The 21,360-nt window shown below is 54.6% G+C and carries 22 protein-coding genes and 1 tRNA gene; 17 read left to right on the top strand and 6 right to left on the bottom strand.

What is annotated here, in order from left to right; all coding sequences use genetic code 11:
* Positions 1-114: 114 nt before the first annotated feature.
* Complete coding sequence (locus OGX97_RS01405; RefSeq protein WP_204191886.1) at positions 115-1,416, bottom strand: CYTH domain-containing protein; 1,302 nt, start codon at positions 1,414-1,416, stop codon at positions 115-117.
* A 241-nt stretch (positions 1,417-1,657) separates the two neighbouring features.
* Between OGX97_RS01405 and OGX97_RS01410 the strand changes: the two genes are divergently transcribed.
* A complete protein-coding gene (locus OGX97_RS01410) occupies positions 1,658-2,278 on the top strand; it encodes a TIGR04211 family SH3 domain-containing protein (RefSeq protein WP_003828434.1) in 621 nt (206 codons plus the stop codon).
* A 62-nt stretch (positions 2,279-2,340) separates the two neighbouring features.
* Entirely contained in the window at positions 2,341-3,576 is a 1,236-nt protein-coding gene (locus tag OGX97_RS01415) for a multifunctional CCA addition/repair protein (protein ID WP_235126652.1), read from the top strand.
* Between the two features lie 109 nt (positions 3,577-3,685).
* Here the strand turns inward: OGX97_RS01415 and bacA are convergent, their stop codons facing one another.
* Both bacA and folB read right to left on the bottom strand, forming a co-directional pair.
* Complete coding sequence (bacA, locus tag OGX97_RS01420; RefSeq protein WP_003828439.1) at positions 3,686-4,504, bottom strand: undecaprenyl-diphosphate phosphatase; 819 nt, start codon at positions 4,502-4,504, stop codon at positions 3,686-3,688.
* Between the two features lie 86 nt (positions 4,505-4,590).
* A complete protein-coding gene (gene folB, locus OGX97_RS01425) occupies positions 4,591-4,959 on the bottom strand; it encodes a bifunctional dihydroneopterin aldolase/7,8-dihydroneopterin epimerase (protein WP_235126645.1) in 369 nt (122 codons plus the stop codon).
* Positions 4,960-5,065: 106 nt separating this feature from the next.
* Between folB and plsY the strand changes: the two genes are divergently transcribed.
* Positions 5,066-5,683, top strand: a complete 618-nt coding sequence (gene plsY, locus OGX97_RS01430) for a glycerol-3-phosphate 1-O-acyltransferase PlsY (protein WP_003828443.1) — start codon at positions 5,066-5,068, stop codon at positions 5,681-5,683.
* A 31-nt stretch (positions 5,684-5,714) separates the two neighbouring features.
* On the opposite strand, the gene ttdR is transcribed toward plsY, so the two are convergent.
* A complete protein-coding gene (gene ttdR, locus OGX97_RS01435; RefSeq protein WP_241176394.1) occupies positions 5,715-6,656 on the bottom strand; it encodes an L-tartrate utilization transcriptional activator TtdR in 942 nt (313 codons plus the stop codon).
* Between the two features lie 213 nt (positions 6,657-6,869).
* Between ttdR and ttdA the strand changes: the two genes are divergently transcribed.
* From ttdA to ureG, 10 genes are all read left to right on the top strand, one after another.
* Positions 6,870-7,778, top strand: a complete 909-nt coding sequence (gene ttdA, locus OGX97_RS01440; RefSeq protein WP_235126642.1) for a L(+)-tartrate dehydratase subunit alpha — start codon at positions 6,870-6,872, stop codon at positions 7,776-7,778.
* Entirely contained in the window at positions 7,775-8,380 is a 606-nt protein-coding gene (gene ttdB / locus OGX97_RS01445; RefSeq protein ID WP_003828447.1) for a L(+)-tartrate dehydratase subunit beta, read from the top strand. Before ttdA ends, ttdB begins: the two co-directional genes overlap by 4 nt.
* Before the next feature lie 48 nt (positions 8,381-8,428).
* Complete coding sequence (locus OGX97_RS01450) at positions 8,429-9,892, top strand: anion permease (RefSeq protein ID WP_048225566.1); 1,464 nt, start codon at positions 8,429-8,431, stop codon at positions 9,890-9,892.
* A 123-nt stretch (positions 9,893-10,015) separates the two neighbouring features.
* Entirely contained in the window at positions 10,016-10,840 is an 825-nt protein-coding gene (locus OGX97_RS01455; protein ID WP_235127575.1) for an urease accessory protein UreD, read from the top strand.
* A 10-nt stretch (positions 10,841-10,850) separates the two neighbouring features.
* A complete protein-coding gene (locus OGX97_RS01460; RefSeq protein WP_003024678.1) occupies positions 10,851-11,153 on the top strand; it encodes an urease subunit gamma in 303 nt (100 codons plus the stop codon).
* A gap of 9 nt (positions 11,154-11,162) precedes the next feature.
* Positions 11,163-11,483: an urease subunit beta gene (locus OGX97_RS01465; protein WP_003828455.1), complete on the top strand. Its 321-nt coding sequence runs from the start codon at positions 11,163-11,165 to the stop codon at positions 11,481-11,483.
* Positions 11,476-13,179, top strand: coding sequence for an urease subunit alpha (ureC, locus tag OGX97_RS01470; protein WP_235126634.1), 1,704 nt, complete (start codon positions 11,476-11,478; stop codon positions 13,177-13,179). Before OGX97_RS01465 ends, ureC begins: the two co-directional genes overlap by 8 nt.
* A 9-nt stretch (positions 13,180-13,188) precedes the next feature.
* On the top strand, positions 13,189-13,647 hold the full coding sequence (ureE, locus tag OGX97_RS01475; protein ID WP_048225570.1) for an urease accessory protein UreE: 459 nt from the start codon (positions 13,189-13,191) through the stop codon (positions 13,645-13,647).
* Positions 13,647-14,318, top strand: a complete 672-nt coding sequence (locus OGX97_RS01480) for an urease accessory protein UreF (protein WP_149608038.1) — start codon at positions 13,647-13,649, stop codon at positions 14,316-14,318. Before ureE ends, OGX97_RS01480 begins: the two co-directional genes overlap by 1 nt.
* 9 nt (positions 14,319-14,327) lie before the next feature.
* Positions 14,328-14,945, top strand: coding sequence for an urease accessory protein UreG (gene ureG / locus OGX97_RS01485; RefSeq protein ID WP_003838095.1), 618 nt, complete (start codon positions 14,328-14,330; stop codon positions 14,943-14,945).
* Between the two features lie 86 nt (positions 14,946-15,031).
* On the opposite strand, the gene tsaD is transcribed toward ureG, so the two are convergent.
* Positions 15,032-16,045 carry a tRNA (adenosine(37)-N6)-threonylcarbamoyltransferase complex transferase subunit TsaD gene (gene tsaD / locus OGX97_RS01490; protein ID WP_003024694.1) on the bottom strand — a complete coding sequence of 338 codons (1,014 nt, stop codon included), beginning with the start codon at positions 16,043-16,045 and terminating at the stop codon, positions 15,032-15,034.
* 236 nt (positions 16,046-16,281) lie between these two features.
* Here tsaD and rpsU point away from each other — a divergent pair, with 236 nt between their 5' ends.
* The 3 genes from rpsU to rpoD all read left to right on the top strand — a co-directional run bounded on the left by rpsU (position 16,282) and on the right by rpoD (position 20,492).
* Positions 16,282-16,497, top strand: coding sequence for a 30S ribosomal protein S21 (gene rpsU, locus OGX97_RS01495; protein ID WP_001144069.1), 216 nt, complete (start codon positions 16,282-16,284; stop codon positions 16,495-16,497).
* A gap of 237 nt (positions 16,498-16,734) precedes the next feature.
* Positions 16,735-18,480 carry a DNA primase gene (gene dnaG / locus OGX97_RS01500; protein ID WP_003828467.1) on the top strand — a complete coding sequence of 582 codons (1,746 nt, stop codon included), beginning with the start codon at positions 16,735-16,737 and terminating at the stop codon, positions 18,478-18,480.
* A gap of 164 nt (positions 18,481-18,644) precedes the next feature.
* Positions 18,645-20,492, top strand: a complete 1,848-nt coding sequence (rpoD, locus tag OGX97_RS01505; protein ID WP_003024699.1) for an RNA polymerase sigma factor RpoD — start codon at positions 18,645-18,647, stop codon at positions 20,490-20,492.
* A 45-nt stretch (positions 20,493-20,537) separates the two neighbouring features.
* Here the strand turns inward: rpoD and mug are convergent, their stop codons facing one another.
* The gene (gene mug / locus OGX97_RS01510) at positions 20,538-21,044 is read right to left on the bottom strand and encodes a G/U mismatch-specific DNA glycosylase (protein WP_008785849.1); all 507 of its coding nucleotides are present in this window, start codon (positions 21,042-21,044) and stop codon (positions 20,538-20,540) included.
* 125 nt (positions 21,045-21,169) lie between these two features.
* Between mug and OGX97_RS01515 the strand changes: the two genes are divergently transcribed.
* Positions 21,170-21,245 (top strand) — tRNA-Ile (locus OGX97_RS01515).
* Positions 21,246-21,360: the final 115 nt, after the last annotated feature.

The raw sequence follows: 21,360 nt of genomic DNA on the forward strand, positions 1-21,360 counted from the left end.
CTTTGAATGGTGCCGGATGGCGGCGTTTAGCCTTATCCGGCCTACATGACAGTTACACACATCGCGTAGGCCTGATAAGCGCAGCGCCATCAGGCATCCCGGCCTCGGCCCTGATTATCGTTTTCCGCTGTGCAGCCAGAAAGGTTCCAGCGCAATCGCCTCATTGCGGAAGTGTTCAATTTCAATATATTGATTGGCCGCAATGGCGTGACGCAAACCCTGCCAGTTGGCGATCCATTCTGATGCGACATTTTCGTCGTAGTATCCCGCCAGCATCAGCATGCTATCAATGTTGCGCGTCAAACGAGGAAGCTGATCGGCGTACTGATCGCCCAGCGGCTGCGCAAAAGCGGTCTTCAGCTCAGCGGCATGGCGTGAAAGATGGGTATCAGAGAAACGCTTAAAGGAGTCGGCAATTTTTCCCTGCGCCTTCGCATCAAGGAACGGCTGCCATCCTTTGGTCACCAGCCATTCGGTCAGCGCCAGCTTGGCCATTGCCGTTTGCGTGCTGTAAACCGCCGATACAGCAGAAACGTCCGACAAAATGATCGCTTCCGACTGGGTCAACAAATCACGTAAGTGAGCGCTCGCTTTTCGCGGTACATTACCGCCAAACAGCATCAGAATGTGACGCACCAGGCCCATAGCCGCCAGCACCTCGGCTTTCGCCCCTTTAACGCCGCGCACCCACAGCTCTTCATGGTACTGCCACTGTGATAATGCCAGCTCCAGCGCCGCTTCCAGCCCCTGCTCAATACTCGCTTTCGCCGGAACTTTCAAAATGCGTGTCGGTTTGAGTTCGCGCGGCGCATTCCCCTGAGCCAGGTGATAACCGCGCGCTGCTTTGCTCAAGCTACCCTGGCGTAAACCGGTTTGCGAAACCAGCTGGTTTGCCAGCTTCAGTACCGCACGGGTATCGCCGCTTAGCAGTTCAAGTTCAAGCTCACAGATAGGTTCTGCAAACTCGCCCGCTTTCACCTCCCCCAGATCGAGAGCCATTTCAATCCGGCTGCCATCAACATCAACCAACCATTTCTCACGGTAAAAATCGGTGCTGAACAACGGCTGCACTTGAGAAGCAAGTTCAGCAGGCAGCTCGCCATCAGGCCAGACTTCCGTTGGGAACAAGGTGAGGTCCAGCTCAGGCGCGTTTAGCGCAACGTTATATTCCGGCCGTTGGTGCAGTCCGCCCGTCACGCGTCCGGCAATTTTCATGGTCATTTCGTAATGACCATTTTCACCGCGAATACGCAGCCCCATATCGTGACCACGCAACCACGCATCCGGTGTTTCGTAGTAGATATTCAGCAACTGGCTGGGCGCATGATGCTCTCCCCCCAGCGTATTCAGACGTTCACGTAGCGCATCTACAGCGTCACTATTGACGATAAATTTTAATTCGATTTCCTGGGCCATGGTCTTGTACTTATGGGTTATGTCACAGTTGAGAAAACTGACTGCGAACTAAGTTCGTTCTTTATGGTCAGTAGATAGTATTTTGCGCCAAATTGCCATGCAACGAGCAATTTGACGGGCGTAAAAGTTTCGAGTGGTGGCAAAAAGGACACAGATGATTCCGATTGATGTCGAATGCTTTGCGTAGAGACACTGATGCCACTACTATCGTTCCACTTTCTATGACAATAACGACAGCCTGATGCCAAAATTACGCCTGATTGGATTAACTTTACTCGCACTTAGCGCCACTGCAGTCTCTCATGCCGAAGAAAAGCGCTATGTCTCTGACGAACTGAACACCTGGGTCCGCAGCGGTCCGGGAGATAATTATCGCCTCGTGGGTACGGTTAACGCCGGCGAGGAAGTCACGCTATTACAGACCGATGCCAACACTAACTACGGCCAGGTGAAAGACAGCACCGGACGTACCGCCTGGATCCCACTGAAAGAGCTGAACAGTACGCCGAGCCTGCGTACCCGCGTTCCCGACCTGGAAAACCAGGTTAAGACCTTGACCGATAAGCTCAATAATATCGATACCACGTGGAACCAGCGCACCGCTGATATGCAGCAAAAGGTAGCGCAAAGCGACAGCGTGATCGACGGGCTGAAACAAGAAAACCAGAAGCTGAAAAACGAGCTTATCGTGGCGCAAAAGAAGGTCAGCGCAGCCAACCTTCAGCTTGATGACAAACAGCGCACCATCATCATGCAGTGGTTTATGTACGGTGGCGGCGTGTTGGGTCTTGGTCTGCTGCTCGGCCTGGTTCTGCCACACATGATCCCAAGCCGTAAACGCAAAGATCGCTGGATGAACTGAATCGCCTTCTCCGCCACACTGACATATGATTAAGGGATCATAGTTTTCAAAAGGAAAGTGGCGTGAAGATTTATCTGGTCGGTGGTGCTGTTCGGGATGCGTTATTAGGGCTACCGATTAAAGATAAAGATTGGGTTGTTGTTGGCGCCACGCCGCAAGAGATGCTCGACGCGGGCTACCAGCAGGTAGGCCGCGATTTTCCCGTGTTTCTGCATCCGCAAACCCGCGAAGAGTATGCGCTGGCGCGTACCGAACGTAAGTCAGGCTCGGGGTATACCGGGTTCACCTGCTATGCCGCCGCAGATGTCACGCTGGAGGCCGATCTTCAGCGTCGTGACCTGACCATCAACGCAATCGCCCGCGATGACGACGGGGAGATTATCGACCCGTATAACGGACGCGACGATCTGGAAAACCGTCTGCTGCGCCATGTTTCATCTGCCTTTAGCGAAGATCCGCTGCGCGTACTGCGCGTGGCACGCTTTGCTGCCCGCTACGCACATCTCGGTTTTCGGATTGCTGACGAAACCATGACGCTAATGCGTGACATGACCGCCGCTGGTGAACTGGAGCATCTGACATCAGAGCGGGTGTGGAAAGAAACCGAAGGCGCATTAACCACCCGTAACCCACAGGTATTTTTCCAGGTCCTGCGCGACTGCGACGCACTGCGCGTCCTGTTTCCGGAAGTGGATGCTTTGTTTGGCGTTCCAGCTCCCGCGCAGTGGCATCCGGAAATCGACACCGGCATTCACACGCTGATGACGCTGTCGATGGCAGCCATGTTAAGTCCGGAGGTCGACGTGCGTTTTGCTACGCTGTGCCACGATCTTGGCAAGGCATTGACGCCTAAAGCGCTGTGGCCGCGCCATCACGGCCACGGTCCGGCAGGTGTTAAGCTTGTCGAACAACTGTGCCAACGCCTGCGCGTGCCGAATGACATCCGTGATTTAGCCAAACTGGTTTCCGAGTTCCACGACCTCATTCATACCTTCCCGCTCCTGCAGCCGAAAACCATCGTTAAGCTGTTTGATTCCATCGATGCCTGGCGCAAACCGCAACGCGTGGAGCAAATCGCCCTCACCAGCGAGGCCGATGTGCGTGGGCGAACCGGTTTTGAAGCGGCAGATTATCCGCAAGGCAGACTGTTGCGCGAAGCCTGGCAGGTTGCGCAGGCGGTGCCAACGAAAGACGTGGTTGAAGCTGGATTCAAAGGTCAGGCAATTCGTGAAGAACTGACCCGGCGTCGCATCGCGGCGGTAGCCAGTTGGAAGGAGCAGCGTTGCCCGAAAGCGTAGACACTGCGTTGCCGGATGCGCTGTGCTTATCCGATCTACAGGTTCGAAATGGATATAACCCGTAGGCCGGATAAGGCGGAACGCCGCCATCCGGCACCACGGTAAGTCATCAGAAGAACACGACGTAAACGGCCGCCGCCACAATAAAGCGGTAAATCGCAAACGGAATGAACGAGATGCGTTTAATCAGTTGCAGGAAGGTTTTGATCGCCACCAGCGCCACGATAAACGCTGTCACAAATCCGACTGCAAACATCGGGATATCTGATGCGCTAAGGAAAGACCAGCTCTTGTAGAGATCCAGCGCCGTCGCGCCCATCATCATCGGCACGGCCAACAGGAAGGAGAATTCCGAGGCCGCGTAACGACTCACGCCCATCAGCATGCCGCCAGAAATCGTCGCCCCGGAGCGAGAAAAACCCGGCCACAGCGCCAGACACTGGAAACAGCCAATCATAAACGCCTGGCGATAGGTCATATCATCCAGACCCGGCGCACGCGGTTCTTTCGGCTTCAGGCATTCTGCGGCAATCAGCAGTACACCACCCACCACCAGCGCATACATCACGTTGATCGGGTTAAACAGCGATTTGATGGTGTCGTGGAAGATTAGCCCCAGTACCACGGCTGGAATCATCCCCAACAGGATATGTCCCAGCGTCAACCGACCTTTGCCAGTGCCTTCATGCGGAGCCTTGCCGAAGTGAATACCGATCAGGCCAAACAGACGTCGCCAGAACATCACCACAACGGCCAGGATAGAACCTAACTGGATAACCACTTCGAATGTTTTCGCAGTGTCACCCTCAAAACCCAACAGGTGGCCAACAATAATCATATGGCCGGTACTGGAAACGGGTAAAAATTCCGTCAATCCTTCGACCACACCCAAAATTGCCGCCACCAGCAGCGAGTGCATATCACTCATTAATAAACCCCTAGATAGAGAAACCACGGCAAAAAAGAGCCGACGAAAGGACCCTTTTATACCCGTTTGTTTTAGAAATTATTAAATTAATTATTTTCTTTCAGATTATTGCCACGCTCAATGATAATCCCGACGTTCGCCGCACGGGCTACCGCGCCAGGTTTACTGAGTTTGATCCGTACCCAGGGAGAATTAAAGCGGCTAAGCAGCAGATCTGCCACCTCTTCCGCAACCCGTTCTACCAGCGCAAAGCGCCCACCTTCCACATGATTAACAACCGTTTGAGCAATATCAGCATAGCTCAGGCAATCAGCCACATCATCGCTTTTAGCCGATTTGCGGTTATCCCATGCCATTTCGATATCGAACACCAACCGTTGTTCGATCGTTTGTTCCCAGTCGTAAACACCAATAGTGGTGATTACAGAAAGTTGCTCTATAAATACAATATCCATCACGACCTGCCTGCTTTTTGGCTAACCCGGATACCACTTCCGGCGAAATATGCGTATTATCCACAGAAGTAGCGTTTTACACGACATTTTCAAAACGGAACAGCTTATGAGTGCAATCGCGCCTGGAATGATTATCTTCGCGTACCTCTGTGGCTCAATTTCCAGTGCTATTCTGGTATGCCGCCTTGCTGGATTGCCGGACCCGCGCGACAGCGGCTCTGGGAATCCGGGCGCGACAAACGTGCTGCGCATCGGTGGCAAGGGAGCCGCCGTCGCGGTACTGATTTTCGACGTCCTGAAAGGTATGTTACCCGTCTGGGGTGCCTATGCGCTAGGCGTCAGCCCCTTCTGGCTGGGATTGATCGCAATCGCCGCCTGTCTGGGACACATCTGGCCGGTATTCTTCGGCTTTAAAGGTGGGAAAGGCGTTGCTACCGCCTTTGGCGCGATTGCGCCAATTGGTTGGGACTTAACGGGTGTAATGGCGGGAACCTGGCTGCTGACTGTCCTGTTGAGCGGCTACTCGTCGTTAGGCGCTATCGTCAGCGCGTTGATCGCCCCTTTTTACGTCTGGTGGTTCAATCCCCAGTTCACTTTCCCGGTGTCCATGCTGTCGTGCTTAATTCTGCTTCGTCACCATGACAACATTCAGCGTCTGTGGCGTCGTCAGGAGCCGAAGATCTGGACCAAGCTGAAGAAAAAACGCGAACGAGACCCCGAGTGATTTTATTGTCGGATAGCGACGCAACGGCGTCTTATCCGGCGTGGGGGATGTGATACCCCTCCACCGGTTTGCCTAATCGGTTTTGACACCACGTCGCCAGAAACTCCACGCACACGCGCAGCTTCACGCTGCGATACAGCGGCTCCTGATAAACCGCCCAGATATTAGCGCTCTGCGCATAGTCCGGCAGCACACGCACCAGTTCACCGCTGGCCAGAAACGGCTGCACATCCCATTCGGAACGCAACATAATCCCTTTTCCCTGTAGCGCCCACTGCAACACAATCTCACCGCTGTTAGAGGAAAGATGTCCCGCCACCTTGACCGACTTTTTCTCCTGACCATTGTCCAGTTCCCACACCCCGTGAGTCATATCGCGTTCTTTGGTGACCAGACAATCATGACGACTTAATTCCTGTAACGTCATCGGCTCACCGTATTTTTGTAAGTACGGTGGGGCCGCACACAATATTCTTTTGTTTTTCGTTAACAAATGCGCAATATAATAATCCGGTATCTCGTCATTAATACGAATATCCAAATCGATATTATCCTGCGCCAAATCAATTTGCCGATCGTAAAGCTCAAAATGCACCTGTAATTCAGGGTAGCTATGCATCAATTCGGTAATTGCCGGTGCAATATAACTGCGCCCAAAGCCAAAACTACAGCCGATACGAATCATCCCTGCCGGGCGCGTTTTGAGTTGCGTGACGTCATCGACCAGATGCTGATAACTCGCGAGGATCGCCTGCGCATGTTCATAGCAACGTTGACCACTCTCCGTGAGCGCTACACCACGCGCAGAGCGGCTTAGCAGCGTCGTCCCCAGCGCGGACTCTAGGATCTGAATGCGTTTTGTCACAAACGCCGGCGTTTGCCCCAGCGTCGAGGCGGCGGCGCTGAAGCTGCCACTATGCACAATTTCAACCAACACCTGCAGGTCTTTCGCCAGGGGATACGTGTTCAGCATGATCGGTCTATCCGTAATGTTGTTCACCGCAGTGTAATTCTCTCATGCGTCTTAAACCCTGCCTTTGCGCAATTTTTATTGCCTTATCCGGCCATCATTCACGAACTGTTAATTAGATATTCACAGTGGCAAATAATATTAATCCACATTTTTAGTGGTAGTTTGTGGCGGAGAATTTATTTCCAGATAAATAAAAGAACTGGAGTTAACAAGATGAGCAATCAAAATAACCAAAATGCGATAAATACGCTGACTAACATTGTCGCCGATTTTACCGCCATGATTTCTACCCGCATGCCCGATGACGTCGTGGATAAATTAAAAAAGCTGCGTGAAGGCGAAACCTCGCCGATGGGTAAAATCATCTACCACACCATGTTTGACAACATGCAGAAAGCTATCGACCTGAACCGCCCAGCCTGTCAGGACACCGGCGAGATTATGTTCTTCGTGAAGGTCGGTTCCCGTTTTCCGCTCCTCGGCGAACTGCAAAGCATTCTGAAGCAGGCCGTTGAAGACGCCACGGTAAAAGCGCCTCTGCGCCATAACGCGGTCGAGATTTTTGACGAAGTGAATACCGGCAAAAATACAGGTACCGGTGTGCCGTGGGTCACCTGGGACATAATCCCTGATAACGATGACGCGGAAATCGAAGTCTACATGGCAGGCGGCGGCTGTACGCTGCCGGGACGCTCGAAAGTGTTAATGCCTTCTGAGGGCTACGAAGGTGTGGTGAAATTTGTTTTTGAAAATATCTCCACGCTGGCAGTCAACGCCTGTCCGCCGGTGCTGGTGGGCGTAGGTATTGCCACCTCCGTAGAAACCGCCGCCGTTCTTTCTCGTAAAGCGGTGCTGCGCCCTATCGGCTCACGTCATCCGAATCCGAAAGCGGCCGAACTGGAACTGCGTCTGGAAGAAGGACTTAACCGTCTGGGCATTGGTCCGCAAGGATTGACCGGTAATAGCTCGGTGATGGGCGTGCATATCGAATCCGCCGCGCGCCACCCGTCGACTATCGGCGTTGCCGTCTCTACTGGCTGCTGGGCCCACCGTCGCGGCACGCTATTGGTTCATGCTGACCTCTCCTTCGAAAACCTGTCTCACACCCGGAGCGCGTTATGAAAAAGATCCTCACAACCCCGATCAAAGCCGAAGATCTGGCAGACATTCGCGTTGGCGATGTCATTTACCTGACCGGTACGCTGGTGACCTGCCGTGACGTTTGCCACCGCCGCCTGATCGAACTGAAGCGCCCGATTCCTTATGACCTGAACGGCAAAGCCATTTTCCACGCAGGCCCGATCGTACGTAAGAACGGTGAAAAATGGGAAATGGTTTCCGTCGGCCCAACCACCAGCATGCGTATGGAAGCGTTTGAGAAAGACTTTATCGAACAGACTGGCGTCAAACTGGTGGTCGGCAAGGGCGGCATGGGACCGCTGACGGAAGAAGGTTGCAAGCAGTTTAAAGCGCTGCACGTCATCTTCCCGGCAGGCTGCGCAGTCGTGGCGGCAACCCAGGTTGAGGAGATCGAAGAGGTGCACTGGACGGAACTCGGCATGCCGGAGTCCCTGTGGGTGTGTCGGGTAAAAGAGTTCGGCCCGCTGATCGTTTCCATCGATACCCACGGCAATAACCTGATCGCTGAAAACAAAAAGCTGTTCGCTGAACGTCGCGACCCTATCGTCGATGAAATCTGCGAGCACGTGCATTACATCAAATAACCCTCCCGGAGAGGCGCTACGCCTCTCCCCTTTCGTAGGGATACAACAATGGCACCTTTAGCTGGTTGGTGGCGATACCTGGCTCCGCTGGTGGTCATCGCCATTATTGCTGTTCTACCCGTCCCCACCGGTCTTGAGAGCCACACCTGGCTCTATTTTGCCGTCTTTACCGGTGTGATTGTCGGGCTTATTCTGGAACCTGTACCGGGCGCGGTAGTGGCGATGATTGGCATTTCGATCATCGCCGTCCTTTCACCATGGCTGCTGTTCAGCCCGGAGCAACTCGCGCAGGACGGTTTTAAATTTACCGCCAAATCGCTGTCGTGGGCGGTATCTGGCTTTTCAAACTCGGTCATCTGGCTGATCTTCGCGGCCTTTATGTTTGGTACTGGCTATGAGAAAACCGGACTCGGTCGGCGAATCGCGCTGATGCTGGTGAAAAAGATGGGGCATAGGACGCTGTTTCTCGGCTATGCGGTGATGTTCTCCGAACTTATCCTCGCTCCCGTCACACCTTCCAACTCCGCCCGTGGGGCCGGAATAATCTACCCGATTATCCGCAACCTGCCGCCGCTGTATAACTCACAACCCAATAGCGCCAGTTCACGCTCTATTGGCTCGTACATCATGTGGATGGGTATTGTCGCTGACTGCGTCACCAGCGCTATTTTCTTAACGGCGATGGCGCCGAACCTGCTGTTGATCGGTCTGATGAAAGGCGCGTCCCACACCGCGCTAAGCTGGGGTGACTGGTTCTTAGGCATGCTGCCGCTGAGCATTTTACTGGTGCTGATTGTGCCGTGGCTGGCGTACGTGTTGTATCCACCGGTGCTGAAATCCGGCGATCAGGTTCCACGCTGGGCGGATACCGAACTAAAAGCGATGGGACCGCTCTGCGCTCGCGAGAAAAAGATGCTGGTGCTGATGGTCGGCGCGCTGGTGCTGTGGATCTTCGGCGGCGATTATATTGACGCTGCGATGGTCGGATACAGCGTGGTGGCGTTGATGCTGGTGCTGCGCATCATTAGCTGGGATGACATCGTCAGCAATAAAGCCGCATGGAACGTCTTTTTCTGGCTGGCCTCGCTGATCACGCTGGCCACCGGGCTCAATAACACCGGTTTTATTACCTGGTTCGGCAAGCTGCTGGCAAATGGGCTGAGCGGTTATTCGCCGATGATGGTGATGGTAGCGCTGATCGTGGTGTTCTATCTGCTGCGTTACTTCTTTGCCAGCGCCACAGCCTATACCTCCGCCCTCGCACCGATGATGATTGCCGCCGCGCTGGCAATGCCGGAAATCCCGCTACCTGTCTTCTGCCTGATGGTCGGCGCCGCCATTGGTCTGGGCAGCATTCTGACCCCGTACGCCACCGGCCCTAGCCCTATCTACTACGGCAGCGGCTATTTGCCAACGGTGGATTACTGGCGACTCGGTGCTATTTTTGGCCTGATTTTCCTCGTGCTGCTGGTGATTACCGGTCTGGTCTGGATGCCCCTCGTTTTACTGTAAAACCCTGGTGGGGCGACGTATTGTCGCCCCTTTATCCATAAGCTTCTCATATGATCGATTTCCCGATGCGCTGAGGCATAATTTTTTGTATGCAAACACCCTCATGCTGATAGGGGAAACGCTCTGGACACGGTTGAGCACGAGACACTCACACGGGGCTGGCAGGCCGAACTGGATCTGCATTTTACCTGCACCGGGCACAAAACGGTGCTCGCCTCGGCGCGTCATCATGGTCCATTGACGGTTCAACGCCCGTTTTACCCGGAAGAGGACGTTTGCCATCTCTATTTGCTTCATCCACCGGCGGGGATCGTCGGCGGGGATGAGCTCCATATCGCCGTAACGCTCGACGAAAACAGCCACGCGTTAATCACCCAGCCTGGCGCGGGAAAGTTTTACCGCAGCCGTGGACCGCAGGCATTGCTGCGCCAGCATTTTACCCTCGCACCCCACGCGACGCTGGAGTGGCTGCCGCAGGATACGATCCTCTTTCCCGGCGCCAACGCCGCTATTCAGACCGTCTTTCATCTGACATCCGCAAGCCGCCTGCTGGCCTGGGATCTGCTGTGTCTTGGCCGACCGGTTATGCAGGAGACCTTCAGTTACGGCACGCTGCAAAACCGCCTGGAAGTATGGCGAGATGGGCAGCCACTGCTGATAGAACGCTTGCAGTTGCAGGAGGGGAATCTGAGCGGCGTCGCACATCATCCCTGGGTCGGCACGTTGCTGTGTTATCCGGCCAGCGAACATATGCTCGAGGGCACGCGGGAGCGGCTTACGGCGCTTGGCGATTACGCCGGGGCAACGCTTAACGATTCGCTGCTGACAATCCGTTTTCTTGCTAGCGACAACCTGGTTGTCCAGCGCGTTATGCGCGACATCTGGCAATTTCTGCGCCCGCTGCTGACACATAAAGCGCCCGTACTCCCGCGAATCTGGCAAACCTAAGAGAACCCTTATGGAACTGACTCCCAGAGAAAAAGACAAGCTGTTGCTATTTACCGCCGCGCTGGTGGCGGAACGTCGCCTGGCCCGCGGGCTGAAGCTGAACTACCCGGAATCGGTGGCGCTAATTAGTGCTTTCATCATGGAAGGGGCGCGGGACGGGCAAACCGTGGCCGCGCTGATGGAAGACGGGCGTCACGTCCTGCGCCGCGATCAGGTGATGGAAGGCGTACCGGAGATGATCCCGGATATTCAGGTTGAAGCCACATTTCCGGACGGATCGAAGCTGGTCACCGTCCACAATCCGATCGTCTAAGGAGCAGCAATGATCCCAGGTGAATATCAGATCGCAAAAGGCAATATTGCGCTTAATCAAGGGCGGGAGATCTGCACGATCGTGGTGGAAAATCATGGCGACAGACCCATCCAGGTGGGATCGCACTATCACTTTTACGAAGTGAACCCGGCGCTGCGCTTTGACAGGCTGGCTGCACGCGGTTTTCGTCTGAACATTGCTGCGGGCACAGCGGTGCGTTTTGAGCCGGGACAAAAACGCGAAGTCGAACTGGTGCGCGTTGCTGGTGCACAAAGGATCGTGGGTTTTCGCAGCGAAGTGATGGGCGCACTGGAGGCAGATAATGAGTGACATTTCCCGGCAGGCATACGCCGACATGTTTGGCCCAACCACCGGCGATAAAGTGCGCCTGGCGGATACCGACCTGTGGATCGAGGTGGAACAAGACTTCACCACCTACGGCGAAGAGGTCAAATTCGGCGGCGGAAAAGTGATCCGCGACGGCATGGGCCAGGGACAAATGCGCGCCGATGCATGCGTGGATCTGGTGATCACCAACGCGCTGATCGTCGATCACTGGGGGATCGTGAAAGCGGATATCGGCATCAAAAACGGCAGGATCTTCGCCATCGGCAAAGCAGGTAATCCCGATATTCAACCCAACGTCACGATCCCGATAGGCGTGGGAACTGAAGTCATTGCCGGGGAAGGCAAGATCGTCACCGCGGGCGGCGTGGATACGCATATTCACTGGATTTGCCCACAGCAGGCGCAGGAGGCGCTGGTTTCTGGCGTGACGACGATGATCGGCGGAGGCACCGGTCCGGCAGCAGGAACCAACGCCACCACCTGCACGCCGGGCCCCTGGTACATCGCGCGCATGCTGCAGGCGGCAGATGCGTTGCCGGTTAACATTGGTTTGCTGGGCAAAGGCAATGGCTCAAACCCAGACGCCCTGCGCGAGCAAATCAGCGCGGGCGCAATTGGCCTGAAAATCCATGAAGACTGGGGCGCCACGCCTGCCGCTATCGACTGCGCGCTGACCGTAGCCGACGAGATGGACATCCAGGTCGCGCTGCATAGCGATACGCTCAACGAGTCCGGATTCGTTGAAGATACGCTGGCGGCGATTGGCGATCGCACCATTCATACTTTTCACACTGAAGGCGCGGGCGGCGGCCATGCGCCGGATATCATCACCGCCTGCGCGCATCCGAATATTCTGCCCTCCTCCACGAATCCGACGCTGCCCTATACCGTCAACACCATCGACGAGCATCTCGACATGCTGATGGTTTGCCACCACCTCGATCCGGATATCGCCGAAGACGTGGCCTTTGCCGAATCCCGCATTCGCCGGGAAACGATCGCTGCCGAAGATGTGCTGCATGACATTGGCGCGTTTTCCCTGACCTCGTCCGATTCACAGGCGATGGGGCGCGTGGGCGAAGTGATCCTGCGTACCTGGCAGGTGGCGCACCGCATGAAGGTTCAGCGTGGCCCGTTGGCAGAAGAAACCGGTGACAACGACAACCTGCGCGTTAAACGCTACGTCGCCAAATACACCATCAACCCGGCATTAACCCACGGTATCGCCCATGAAGTCGGTTCCGTTGAGCCTGGCAAACTGGCCGATCTGGTGCTGTGGTCACCCGCCTTTTTTGGCGTAAAACCGGCGACGGTCGTCAAGGGCGGGATGATCGCCTGCGCGCCAATGGGCGATATCAACGCCTCGATCCCCACCCCGCAGCCGGTGCATTACCGCATGATGTTCGGCGCGCTTGGCGCGGCGCGGCACCACACCCGGCTGACCTTTATTTCGCAGGCCGCTGACGCGCAAAACATCCCGCAGCAGCTCAATCTGCAAAGCGCTATCGCCGTCGTCAAAGGCTGTCGGACAGTGAAAAAGGTCGACATGATCCACAACGGCCTGCAACCCAATATCACCGTCGATGCTCAGACTTACGAGGTGCGTATTGATGGCGAACTTATCACCAGCGAACCGGCAGATGTTTTGCCGATGGCGCAACGCTATTTTCTGTTTTGAGGAGTGACGATGATCTATCTAACCCAACGCCTTGACCACGCTCACCGCGTTACTGCAAGCGTCACGCTGCCCATTGATGTCCGGGTAAAAAGTCGCGCCAGGGTAGCACTGAACGATGGTCGCGAAGCCGGGCTAATGCTACCGCGTGGTTTGCTGCTGCGCGGTGGCGATCTGCTAAGTACCGACGATGGCAGCGAAGTGATCGAAGTGATCGCCGCACCGGAGTCGGTTTCCGTGGTGCGCTGCGCCGATCCTTTCCTGCTCGCCAAAGCCTGTTATCACCTCGGTAATCGCCACGTTCCGCTGCAAATCCTGCCGGATGAACTGCGTTACCATCACGATCATGTGCTGGACGACATGCTGCGCCAGTTCAATCTTGAGGTGACATTCGCCCAGTTGCCGTTTGAACCGGAAGCGGGTGCCTATGCGAGCGAGTCACACGGGCATCACCACGGCCATGCGCACTGATGCATAGCACCCAACAGCTGCGCCTGATGCAGCTCGCCAGCAGCAGTCTCCCGGTAGGATCGTTTACCTGGTCTCAGGGGCTGGAATGGGCGGTAGAAATCGGCTGGGTGAAAAGCGTCGATGACTTCTCTGACTGGCAAATCCAGCAGATGGAGCAAAACTTTTTTACCGTTGACCTACCGCTGCTGGCGAGACTGTATCGCGCCTGCGAGCTGGACGATCTCGACGCAGCACGCCGCTGGAGCGCTTACCTGCTGGCCTGTCGCGAAACCCGCGAACTGCGGGATGAAGAACGCAGTCGGGGTGCGGCGTTTACGCGGCTGGTCACCGACTGGGAGTCGGATTGCTCGCGAGAATGGCGCACCCTCTTTGTCGACAGCCAACTCTGCGGCATGGCCTGGCTGGGCGTGCGCTGGAAAATTCCGCTGATGGAGCTGGCGTTAAGCCTCGGCTACAGCTGGATTGAGAGCGCTGTCATGGCTGGCGTCAAGCTGGTTCCTTTTGGACAACAGGCGGCCCAGCGTTTGATTATTGCGCTCTGCGATCGCTATGCGCAGGGTTTGGCACAGGCGCTGACGTGTCCTGACACCAGCCTCGGCTCCGCAACGCCGTTGGCCGCTATCGCGTCTGCCCGGCATGAAACCCAATATTCCCGATTATTCCGCTCCTGAGGAGAAAAAATGAGTAACTACAAGCATCCCCTGCGTGTGGGCGTTGGCGGCCCGGTCGGCTCGGGCAAAACGGCGCTGCTGGAAGCGTTATGCAAAGCCATGCGCAGCAGCTATCAGTTGGCGGTGGTGACCAACGATATCTACACCAAAGAAGATCAGCGCATTCTCACCGAGGCGGGCGCACTGGAACCGGACAGAATCGTTGGTGTGGAAACCGGTGGCTGCCCGCATACCGCCATCCGCGAAGATGCGTCGATGAATCTGGCCGCCGTAGAAGCGCTGAGCGAGAAATTCGGCAATCTGGATCTGATTTTTGTGGAAAGCGGCGGCGATAACCTGAGCGCCACCTTCAGCCCGGAACTCGCGGATCTGACGATCTATGTGATCGATGTTGCTGAAGGCGAGAAGATCCCGCGTAAAGGTGGTCCGGGGATCACCAAATCCGATTTTCTGGTGATCAATAAAACCGATCTGGCCCCTTACGTCGGCGCATCGCTGGAGGTGATGGAGCGCGATACCTTGCGCATGCGCGGCGAGCGTCCATGGACGTTTAGTAATTTAAAATCTGGAGAAGGCCTGGAAAAAATTATCGCGTTTCTGGAAGAGAAAGGAATGTTGCGGATGTAGTGAGAGCTATCGCCGGGCGGCGGATTCGCCTGACCCGGCCTACGGTTTTGTAAGCCCGGTAAACGCAGCGCCACCGGGCAAAAAACTCACGCCGCCGGTAATTCCGCCAGCGGCCAGCGTGGACGTACGGTCACACCAAGATCCGCCGTTGCGCCCGCTTTAAAGCGCACCATGCCCGCGTAGGCGATCATCGCCCCGTTATCGGTACAAAATTCCGGACGCGCGTAAAACACTTCGCCACGACGTTTTTGCATCATCTCGGCCAGTTTTGCGCGCAGCGTACGGTTCGCACTCACGCCCCCCGCCATCACCAGACGTTTAAAACCGGTTTGGTCCAGCGCGCGTTTGCACTTGATCATCAGCGTATCAACTACCGCGTCTTCAAACGCACGGGCGATATCAGCGCGGGTCTGATCGTCATTTTCGTTATTACGAATGGTATTCGCAGCGAAGGTTTTCAGACCTGAGAAACTGAAATCCAGCCCCGGACGGTCAGTCATCGGACGCGGGAAGACAAAACGTTTTTCAACGCCTTGTGATGCCAGCTTTGACAGCATTGGGCCACCAGGATAATCCAGCCCCAGCAGCTTGGCGGTTTTGTCGAACGCTTCACCGGCAGCATCATCAATCGATTCGCCCAGCAATTCATACTGACCGATACCGGTGACGCTGATCAGCTGCGTGTGACCGCCGGAAACCAGCAGCGCGACGAACGGGAACGCAGGGGGATTATCTTCCAGCATTGGCGCCAGCAGATGCCCTTCCATGTGGTGCACAGGAATTGCCGGTACGCCCCAGGCGAACGCCAGCGAACGTCCTACGGTTGCGCCAACCAGCAGCGCACCAACCAGACCAGGACCTGCGGTATACGCCACCGCATCGATCTCTTTTGCCGTCAGTCCCGCTTCTTTCAGCGCGGCCTGGATCAACGGTACGGTTTTACGTACGTGATCGCGCGAGGCCAGTTCAGGCACTACGCCGCCGTAGTCAGCATGTAATTTCACCTGACTATACAATTGGTTGGCTAAAAGACCTTTTTCATCGTCGTAAATGGCGATGCCGGTTTCATCGCAGGATGTTTCAATACCCAGTACACGCATGACTTGTTTTACCTCGCTCTATTACCGCGCAGTGTAGGACCAATGCGGGTTGATGTAAAACTTTGTTCGCCCCAGGAGTTTCGCTCGTGTATACTCCTTGTCCTTATAAAAGTCCCTTTCAAAATCGCGTCGGTGCTTTACAAAGCAGCAGCAATTGCAGTAAAATTCCGCACCATTTTGAAATAAGCTGGCGTTGATGCCAGCGGCAAACCGAATTTATTAAAGGTGAGAGTTACATGCCGGTAATTAAAGTACGTGAAAACGAGCCGTTCGACGTAGCACTGCGTCGCTTCAAGCGTTCATGCGAAAAAGCAGGTGTTCTGGCGGAAGTTCGTCGTCGTGAGTTCTATGAAAAACCGACTACCGAACGTAAGCGCGCTAAAGCTTCTGCTGTGAAACGTCACGCGAAGAAACTGGCTCGCGAAAACGCACGCCGTACTCGTCTGTACTAATCCATTGAGAGCCAAAGCTCTCAATTCAGACTGAGTTGTAGTTGTAAGGCCGTGCTTCCGGAAGGAATGCGCGGCTTATTTTCGTTTATACACGTCATCATTCAAGCTGCCTCAGTGTTGGCTGCAGTCGCTCACCCCAGTCACGTACTGCTGTACGCTCCTGAGGATTCGCTTCCTTGCCGCCTTGATGCATCCTGAATGATTTTGTGTATATGAGTCATCAAAAAACAGGGGCTTATGGCTGGACGAATTCCTCGCGTTTTTATCAATGACCTGCTGGCAAGAACCGACATCGTCGATCTCATCGACGCGCGGGTAAAGCTGAAAAAGCAGGGCAAAAATTATCACGCGTGCTGTCCGTTCCATAACGAAAAAACCCCCTCTTTCACCGTAAACGGTGAAAAACAGTTTTATCACTGCTTTGGGTGTGGCGCGCATGGCAACGCCGTCGACTTTCTCATGAACTACGACAAGCTCGAGTTTGTGGAAACCGTCGAAGAACTGGCCGCAATGCACAACCTCGAAGTGCCCTATGAAGCAGGCAGTGGCCCCAGTCAGATAGAGCGCCATCAACGGCAAAGCCTTTATCAATTGATGGACGGCCTGAACACTTTTTATCAACAGTCTTTGATGCAGCCCGCCGCTACCCCTGCGCGCCAGTACCTGGAAAAGCGAGGATTAAGTAGCGACGTGATCACCCGTTTTGCTATTGGTTTTGCGCCCCCCGGCTGGGACAACGTCCTGAAACGGTTTGGCGGCAATGCTGAGAATCGCAAATCGCTGGTCGATGCGGGGATGTTGGTCACCAACGATCAGGGACGCAGTTACGATCGCTTCCGCGAACGGGTGATGTTCCCCATTCGCGACAAACGTGGTCGGGTCATTGGTTTTGGTGGACGCGTGCTGGGCGATGCCCTGCCGAAATATCTGAACTCCCCGGAAACCGATATTTTCCATAAAGGTCGCCAGCTGTATGGCCTTTATGAAGCCCAGCAGGATAACGCCGATCCACAGCGCCTGTTAGTGGTAGAAGGCTATATGGATGTGGTGGCGCTGGCGCAATACGGCATTAACTACGCCGTTGCATCCCTAGGGACGTCAACTACTGCCGATCACATCCAACTGTTGTTCCGCGCGACGAACAACGTAATTTGCTGTTACGACGGCGACCGTGCCGGACGCGACGCAGCATGGCGCGCGCTGGAAACCGCACTGCCCTATATGACGGACGGACGCCAGCTACGCTTCATGTTTTTACCTGACGGCGAAGACCCCGATACGCTGGTGCGTAAAGAAGGGAAAGAGGCCTTTGAAGCCCGGATGGAGCAGGCGCTGCCGCTCTCCGCGTTTTTATTTAACAGCCTGCTGCCGCAGGTGGATTTGAGTACCCCGGACGGACGCGCACAGCTCAGTACGCTGGCATTACCTCTGATTACTCAGGTACCAGGCGAAACGTTGCGCATTTACTTGCGACAGGAGTTGGGGAACAAGCTCGGCATTCTGGATGACAGCCAGCTTGAACGTTTAATGCCTAAACTGGCAGAAAATGGGGCTTCCCGCCCTGTTCCACAGCTAAAACGTACGACCATGCGTATACTTATAGGGTTGCTGGTACAGAACCCGGGCCTCGCCCCGCTGGTTCCACCGTTAGGCGCACTGGATAGTAATAAGCTGCCTGGACTTGGCTTATTCAGAGAACTGGTCAACACTTGTCTGGCTCAGCCAGGTCTGACCACCGGGCAACTTTTAGAACACTACCGTGGCACAAATGATGCTGCGACCCTTGAAAAACTGTCGATGTGGGACGATATAGCAGATAAAGATATCGCGGAAAAAACCTTCACCGACTCACTCAACCATATGTTTGATTCGATGCTTGAACTGCGCCAGGAAGAGTTGATAGCTCGTGAGCGCACACACGGTTTAAGCAGCGAAGAACGCCGGGAACTCTGGACACTGAACCAGGAACTGGCCAAGAAATAACAGAAAGACAAAAGTATTTAACGGCTTAACTGCCGAATATCGATCGGGAAGCCCCCGACAGCCGCACGGAGAGGCAGCGGCAAAATATAAGTATGCCCTCGTTTTGCCGTTGGCGGTTTTACCGCCCAACACCAATCAAACGAATTAAGTGTGGATACCGTCTTATGGAGCAAAACCCGCAGTCACAGCTGAAGCTTCTTGTCCAACGTGGTAAGGAGCAAGGCTATCTGACCTATGCCGAGGTCAATGACCATCTGCCGGAAGATATCGTCGATTCAGATCAAATCGAAGACATCATCCAAATGATCAATGACATGGGTATTCAGGTGATGGAAGAAGCACCTGATGCCGATGATCTGCTGCTTGCTGAAACCTCCAACAGCACCGATGAAGACGCGGAAGAAGCGGCTGCCCAGGTTCTGTCCAGCGTTGAGTCCGAAATCGGTCGTACGACTGACCCGGTCCGCATGTACATGCGTGAAATGGGTACCGTTGAACTGTTAACCCGCGAAGGCGAAATCGACATCGCTAAACGCATCGAAGACGGGATTAACCAGGTTCAATGCTCCGTTGCCGAATACCCGGAAGCTATCACCTACCTGCTTGAGCAGTACGATCGCGTAGAAGCTGAAGAAGCACGTCTTTCCGATCTGATCACAGGCTTTGTCGATCCAAATGCGGAAGAAGACATGGCGCCAACGGCGACCCACGTCGGTTCTGAACTCTCTCAGGAAGAGATGGATGACGATGAAGATGAAGATGAAGAAGATGGCGACGACGACAGCAGCGATGATGACAACAGCATCGACCCTGAGTTAGCGCGTGAAAAATTCGGTGAACTGCGTACTCAGTACGAAATCACTCGCGACACCATCAAAGCGAAAGGCCGCAGCCATGCTGCCGCGCAGGAAGAAATTCAGAAGCTGTCCGAAGTGTTCAAACAGTTCCGCCTGGTGCCGAAGCAGTTCGACTACCTGGTAAACAGCATGCGCGTCATGATGGACCGCGTGCGTACTCAGGAACGTCTGATCATGAAGCTCTGCGTTGAGCAGTGCAAAATGCCGAAGAAAAACTTCATCACCTTGTTCACTGGCAACGAAACCAGCGAAACCTGGTTCAACGCGGCAATCGCGATGAACAAACCGTGGTCTGAAAAACTGCACGACGTTGCAGATGACGTTCACCGCGGCCTGCAGAAACTGCAGCAGATTGAAGAAGAAACCGGCCTGACCATCGAGCAGGTTAAAGATATCAACCGTCGCATGTCCATCGGTGAAGCGAAAGCCCGCCGTGCGAAAAAAGAGATGGTTGAAGCGAACTTACGTCTGGTTATCTCTATCGCTAAAAAATACACCAACCGTGGCTTGCAGTTCCTGGATCTGATTCAGGAAGGTAACATCGGTCTGATGAAAGCGGTTGATAAGTTTGAATACCGTCGTGGTTACAAGTTCTCCACCTATGCAACCTGGTGGATCCGTCAGGCGATCACCCGTTCGATCGCGGATCAGGCTCGTACCATCCGTATCCCGGTACATATGATTGAGACTATCAACAAACTCAACCGTATCTCCCGTCAGATGCTGCAAGAGATGGGCCGCGAGCCGACGCCAGAAGAACTGGCTGAGCGCATGCTAATGCCGGAAGACAAGATCCGTAAAGTGCTGAAAATCGCTAAAGAACCTATCTCCATGGAAACGCCGATCGGCGACGATGAAGATTCGCATCTGGGTGATTTCATTGAGGATACCACCCTCGAGCTGCCGCTGGACTCTGCTACCACCGAGAGCCTGCGTGCCGCAACGCACGACGTTCTGGCTGGCCTGACCGCCCGTGAAGCGAAAGTTCTGCGTATGCGTTTCGGTATCGATATGAACACCGACCACACGCTGGAAGAAGTGGGTAAACAGTTCGACGTTACCCGCGAACGTATCCGTCAGATCGAAGCGAAGGCGCTGCGTAAACTGCGCCACCCGAGCCGCTCTGAAGTACTGCGTAGCTTCCTGGACGATTAATCTCGCCGTATAAGTTCAAACGCCACCGCAAGGTGGCGTTTTTCTTTACATCCCGCGCATGACCAGCGCGTCATCCAACTCGCGATACGCCTCCACCAGCTTATCCAGTGTAATCCGGCTCAATCCGCTGGGATTCGGCAATACCCATATTTGCGTCGCGCCAATGGTCAGCGTTTGTTTTCCCCACTGCGCCCCACGCTGGCTAAGCCCCTGCTCAAATGCCTGTTTCCCAAGGATAGCGAGCGCGGCTGGCTGATACTCTTCTATTTTCTCAATAAGCAGACGACCGCCGCTACGCATCTCTTGTAGCTTCACTTCATTGGCTTGTACCGTTGGTCTGTCGACAAACTTAGTCACGCCGCAGCGGAAGTCCAGCAGGTGCTGTGCCTCTTCAGGTTTAAGCTGGCGATCGGTAAATCCCGCCTGATGGATAACCTTCCAGAAGCGATTAGCGGGGTGCGCAAAGGGGAATCCTGTACCTGCGGAAGAAAGCCCCGGATTGATACCGCAAAACACCACCCGCAGCTCCGGTGCCAGTATGTCCTTAACCATAATTACTCCGAACAATACATCAGAGGAACCAGTATAACGGACTGAAAATACATTGTTTATAAAAACAGCATCCGTACGCTTATGTCTGGATTGCAACGCAGAGTTACTTTATAATCCACCGCCACGGCCCCTTAGCTCAGTGGTTAGAGCAGGCGACTCATAATCGCTTGGTCGCTGGTTCAAGTCCAGCAGGGGCCACCAAATAAAACAAGGGCTTACGCTAAAACGTGAGTCCTTTTGTTTTTCCGGGGATATTTCGGGGATACCGCAGAAAAATGCGCGCCCTGCCTGTTTGCAGTAACGCCGCAGAAAATAT

This window comes from Citrobacter sp. Cpo061, assembly GCF_030332845.1.
GTDB lineage: Bacteria > Pseudomonadota > Gammaproteobacteria > Enterobacterales > Enterobacteriaceae > Citrobacter > Citrobacter portucalensis.

Bases quoted from the DNA above. Each gene is read 5' to 3' on its own strand.
- ttdR (WP_241176394.1), bottom strand. From the start codon at position 6,656: ATGCTGAACACGTATCCCCTGGCGAAAGACCTGCAGGTGTTGGTTGAA.
- folB (WP_235126645.1), bottom strand. From the start codon at position 4,959: ATGGATATTGTATTTATAGAGCAACTTTCTGTAATCACCACTATTGGT.
- OGX97_RS01460 (WP_003024678.1), top strand. From the start codon at position 10,851: ATGGAACTGACTCCCAGAGAAAAAGACAAGCTGTTGCTATTTACCGCC.
- ureG (WP_003838095.1), top strand. From the start codon at position 14,328: ATGAGTAACTACAAGCATCCCCTGCGTGTGGGCGTTGGCGGCCCGGTC.
- OGX97_RS01480 (WP_149608038.1), top strand. From the start codon at position 13,647: ATGCATAGCACCCAACAGCTGCGCCTGATGCAGCTCGCCAGCAGCAGT.
- ttdA (WP_235126642.1), top strand. From the start codon at position 6,870: ATGAGCAATCAAAATAACCAAAATGCGATAAATACGCTGACTAACATT.
- dnaG (WP_003828467.1), top strand. From the start codon at position 16,735: ATGGCTGGACGAATTCCTCGCGTTTTTATCAATGACCTGCTGGCAAGA.
- rpoD (WP_003024699.1), top strand. From the start codon at position 18,645: ATGGAGCAAAACCCGCAGTCACAGCTGAAGCTTCTTGTCCAACGTGGT.
- ureE (WP_048225570.1), top strand. From the start codon at position 13,189: ATGATCTATCTAACCCAACGCCTTGACCACGCTCACCGCGTTACTGCA.
- tsaD (WP_003024694.1), bottom strand. From the start codon at position 16,045: ATGCGTGTACTGGGTATTGAAACATCCTGCGATGAAACCGGCATCGCC.
- ttdB (WP_003828447.1), top strand. From the start codon at position 7,775: ATGAAAAAGATCCTCACAACCCCGATCAAAGCCGAAGATCTGGCAGAC.
- mug (WP_008785849.1), bottom strand. From the start codon at position 21,044: ATGGTTAAGGACATACTGGCACCGGAGCTGCGGGTGGTGTTTTGCGGT.
- OGX97_RS01465 (WP_003828455.1), top strand. From the start codon at position 11,163: ATGATCCCAGGTGAATATCAGATCGCAAAAGGCAATATTGCGCTTAAT.
- plsY (WP_003828443.1), top strand. From the start codon at position 5,066: ATGAGTGCAATCGCGCCTGGAATGATTATCTTCGCGTACCTCTGTGGC.
- rpsU (WP_001144069.1), top strand. From the start codon at position 16,282: ATGCCGGTAATTAAAGTACGTGAAAACGAGCCGTTCGACGTAGCACTG.
- OGX97_RS01450 (WP_048225566.1), top strand. From the start codon at position 8,429: ATGGCACCTTTAGCTGGTTGGTGGCGATACCTGGCTCCGCTGGTGGTC.
- bacA (WP_003828439.1), bottom strand. From the start codon at position 4,504: ATGAGTGATATGCACTCGCTGCTGGTGGCGGCAATTTTGGGTGTGGTC.
- OGX97_RS01405 (WP_204191886.1), bottom strand. From the start codon at position 1,416: ATGGCCCAGGAAATCGAATTAAAATTTATCGTCAATAGTGACGCTGTA.
- ureC (WP_235126634.1), top strand. From the start codon at position 11,476: ATGAGTGACATTTCCCGGCAGGCATACGCCGACATGTTTGGCCCAACC.
- OGX97_RS01410 (WP_003828434.1), top strand. From the start codon at position 1,658: ATGCCAAAATTACGCCTGATTGGATTAACTTTACTCGCACTTAGCGCC.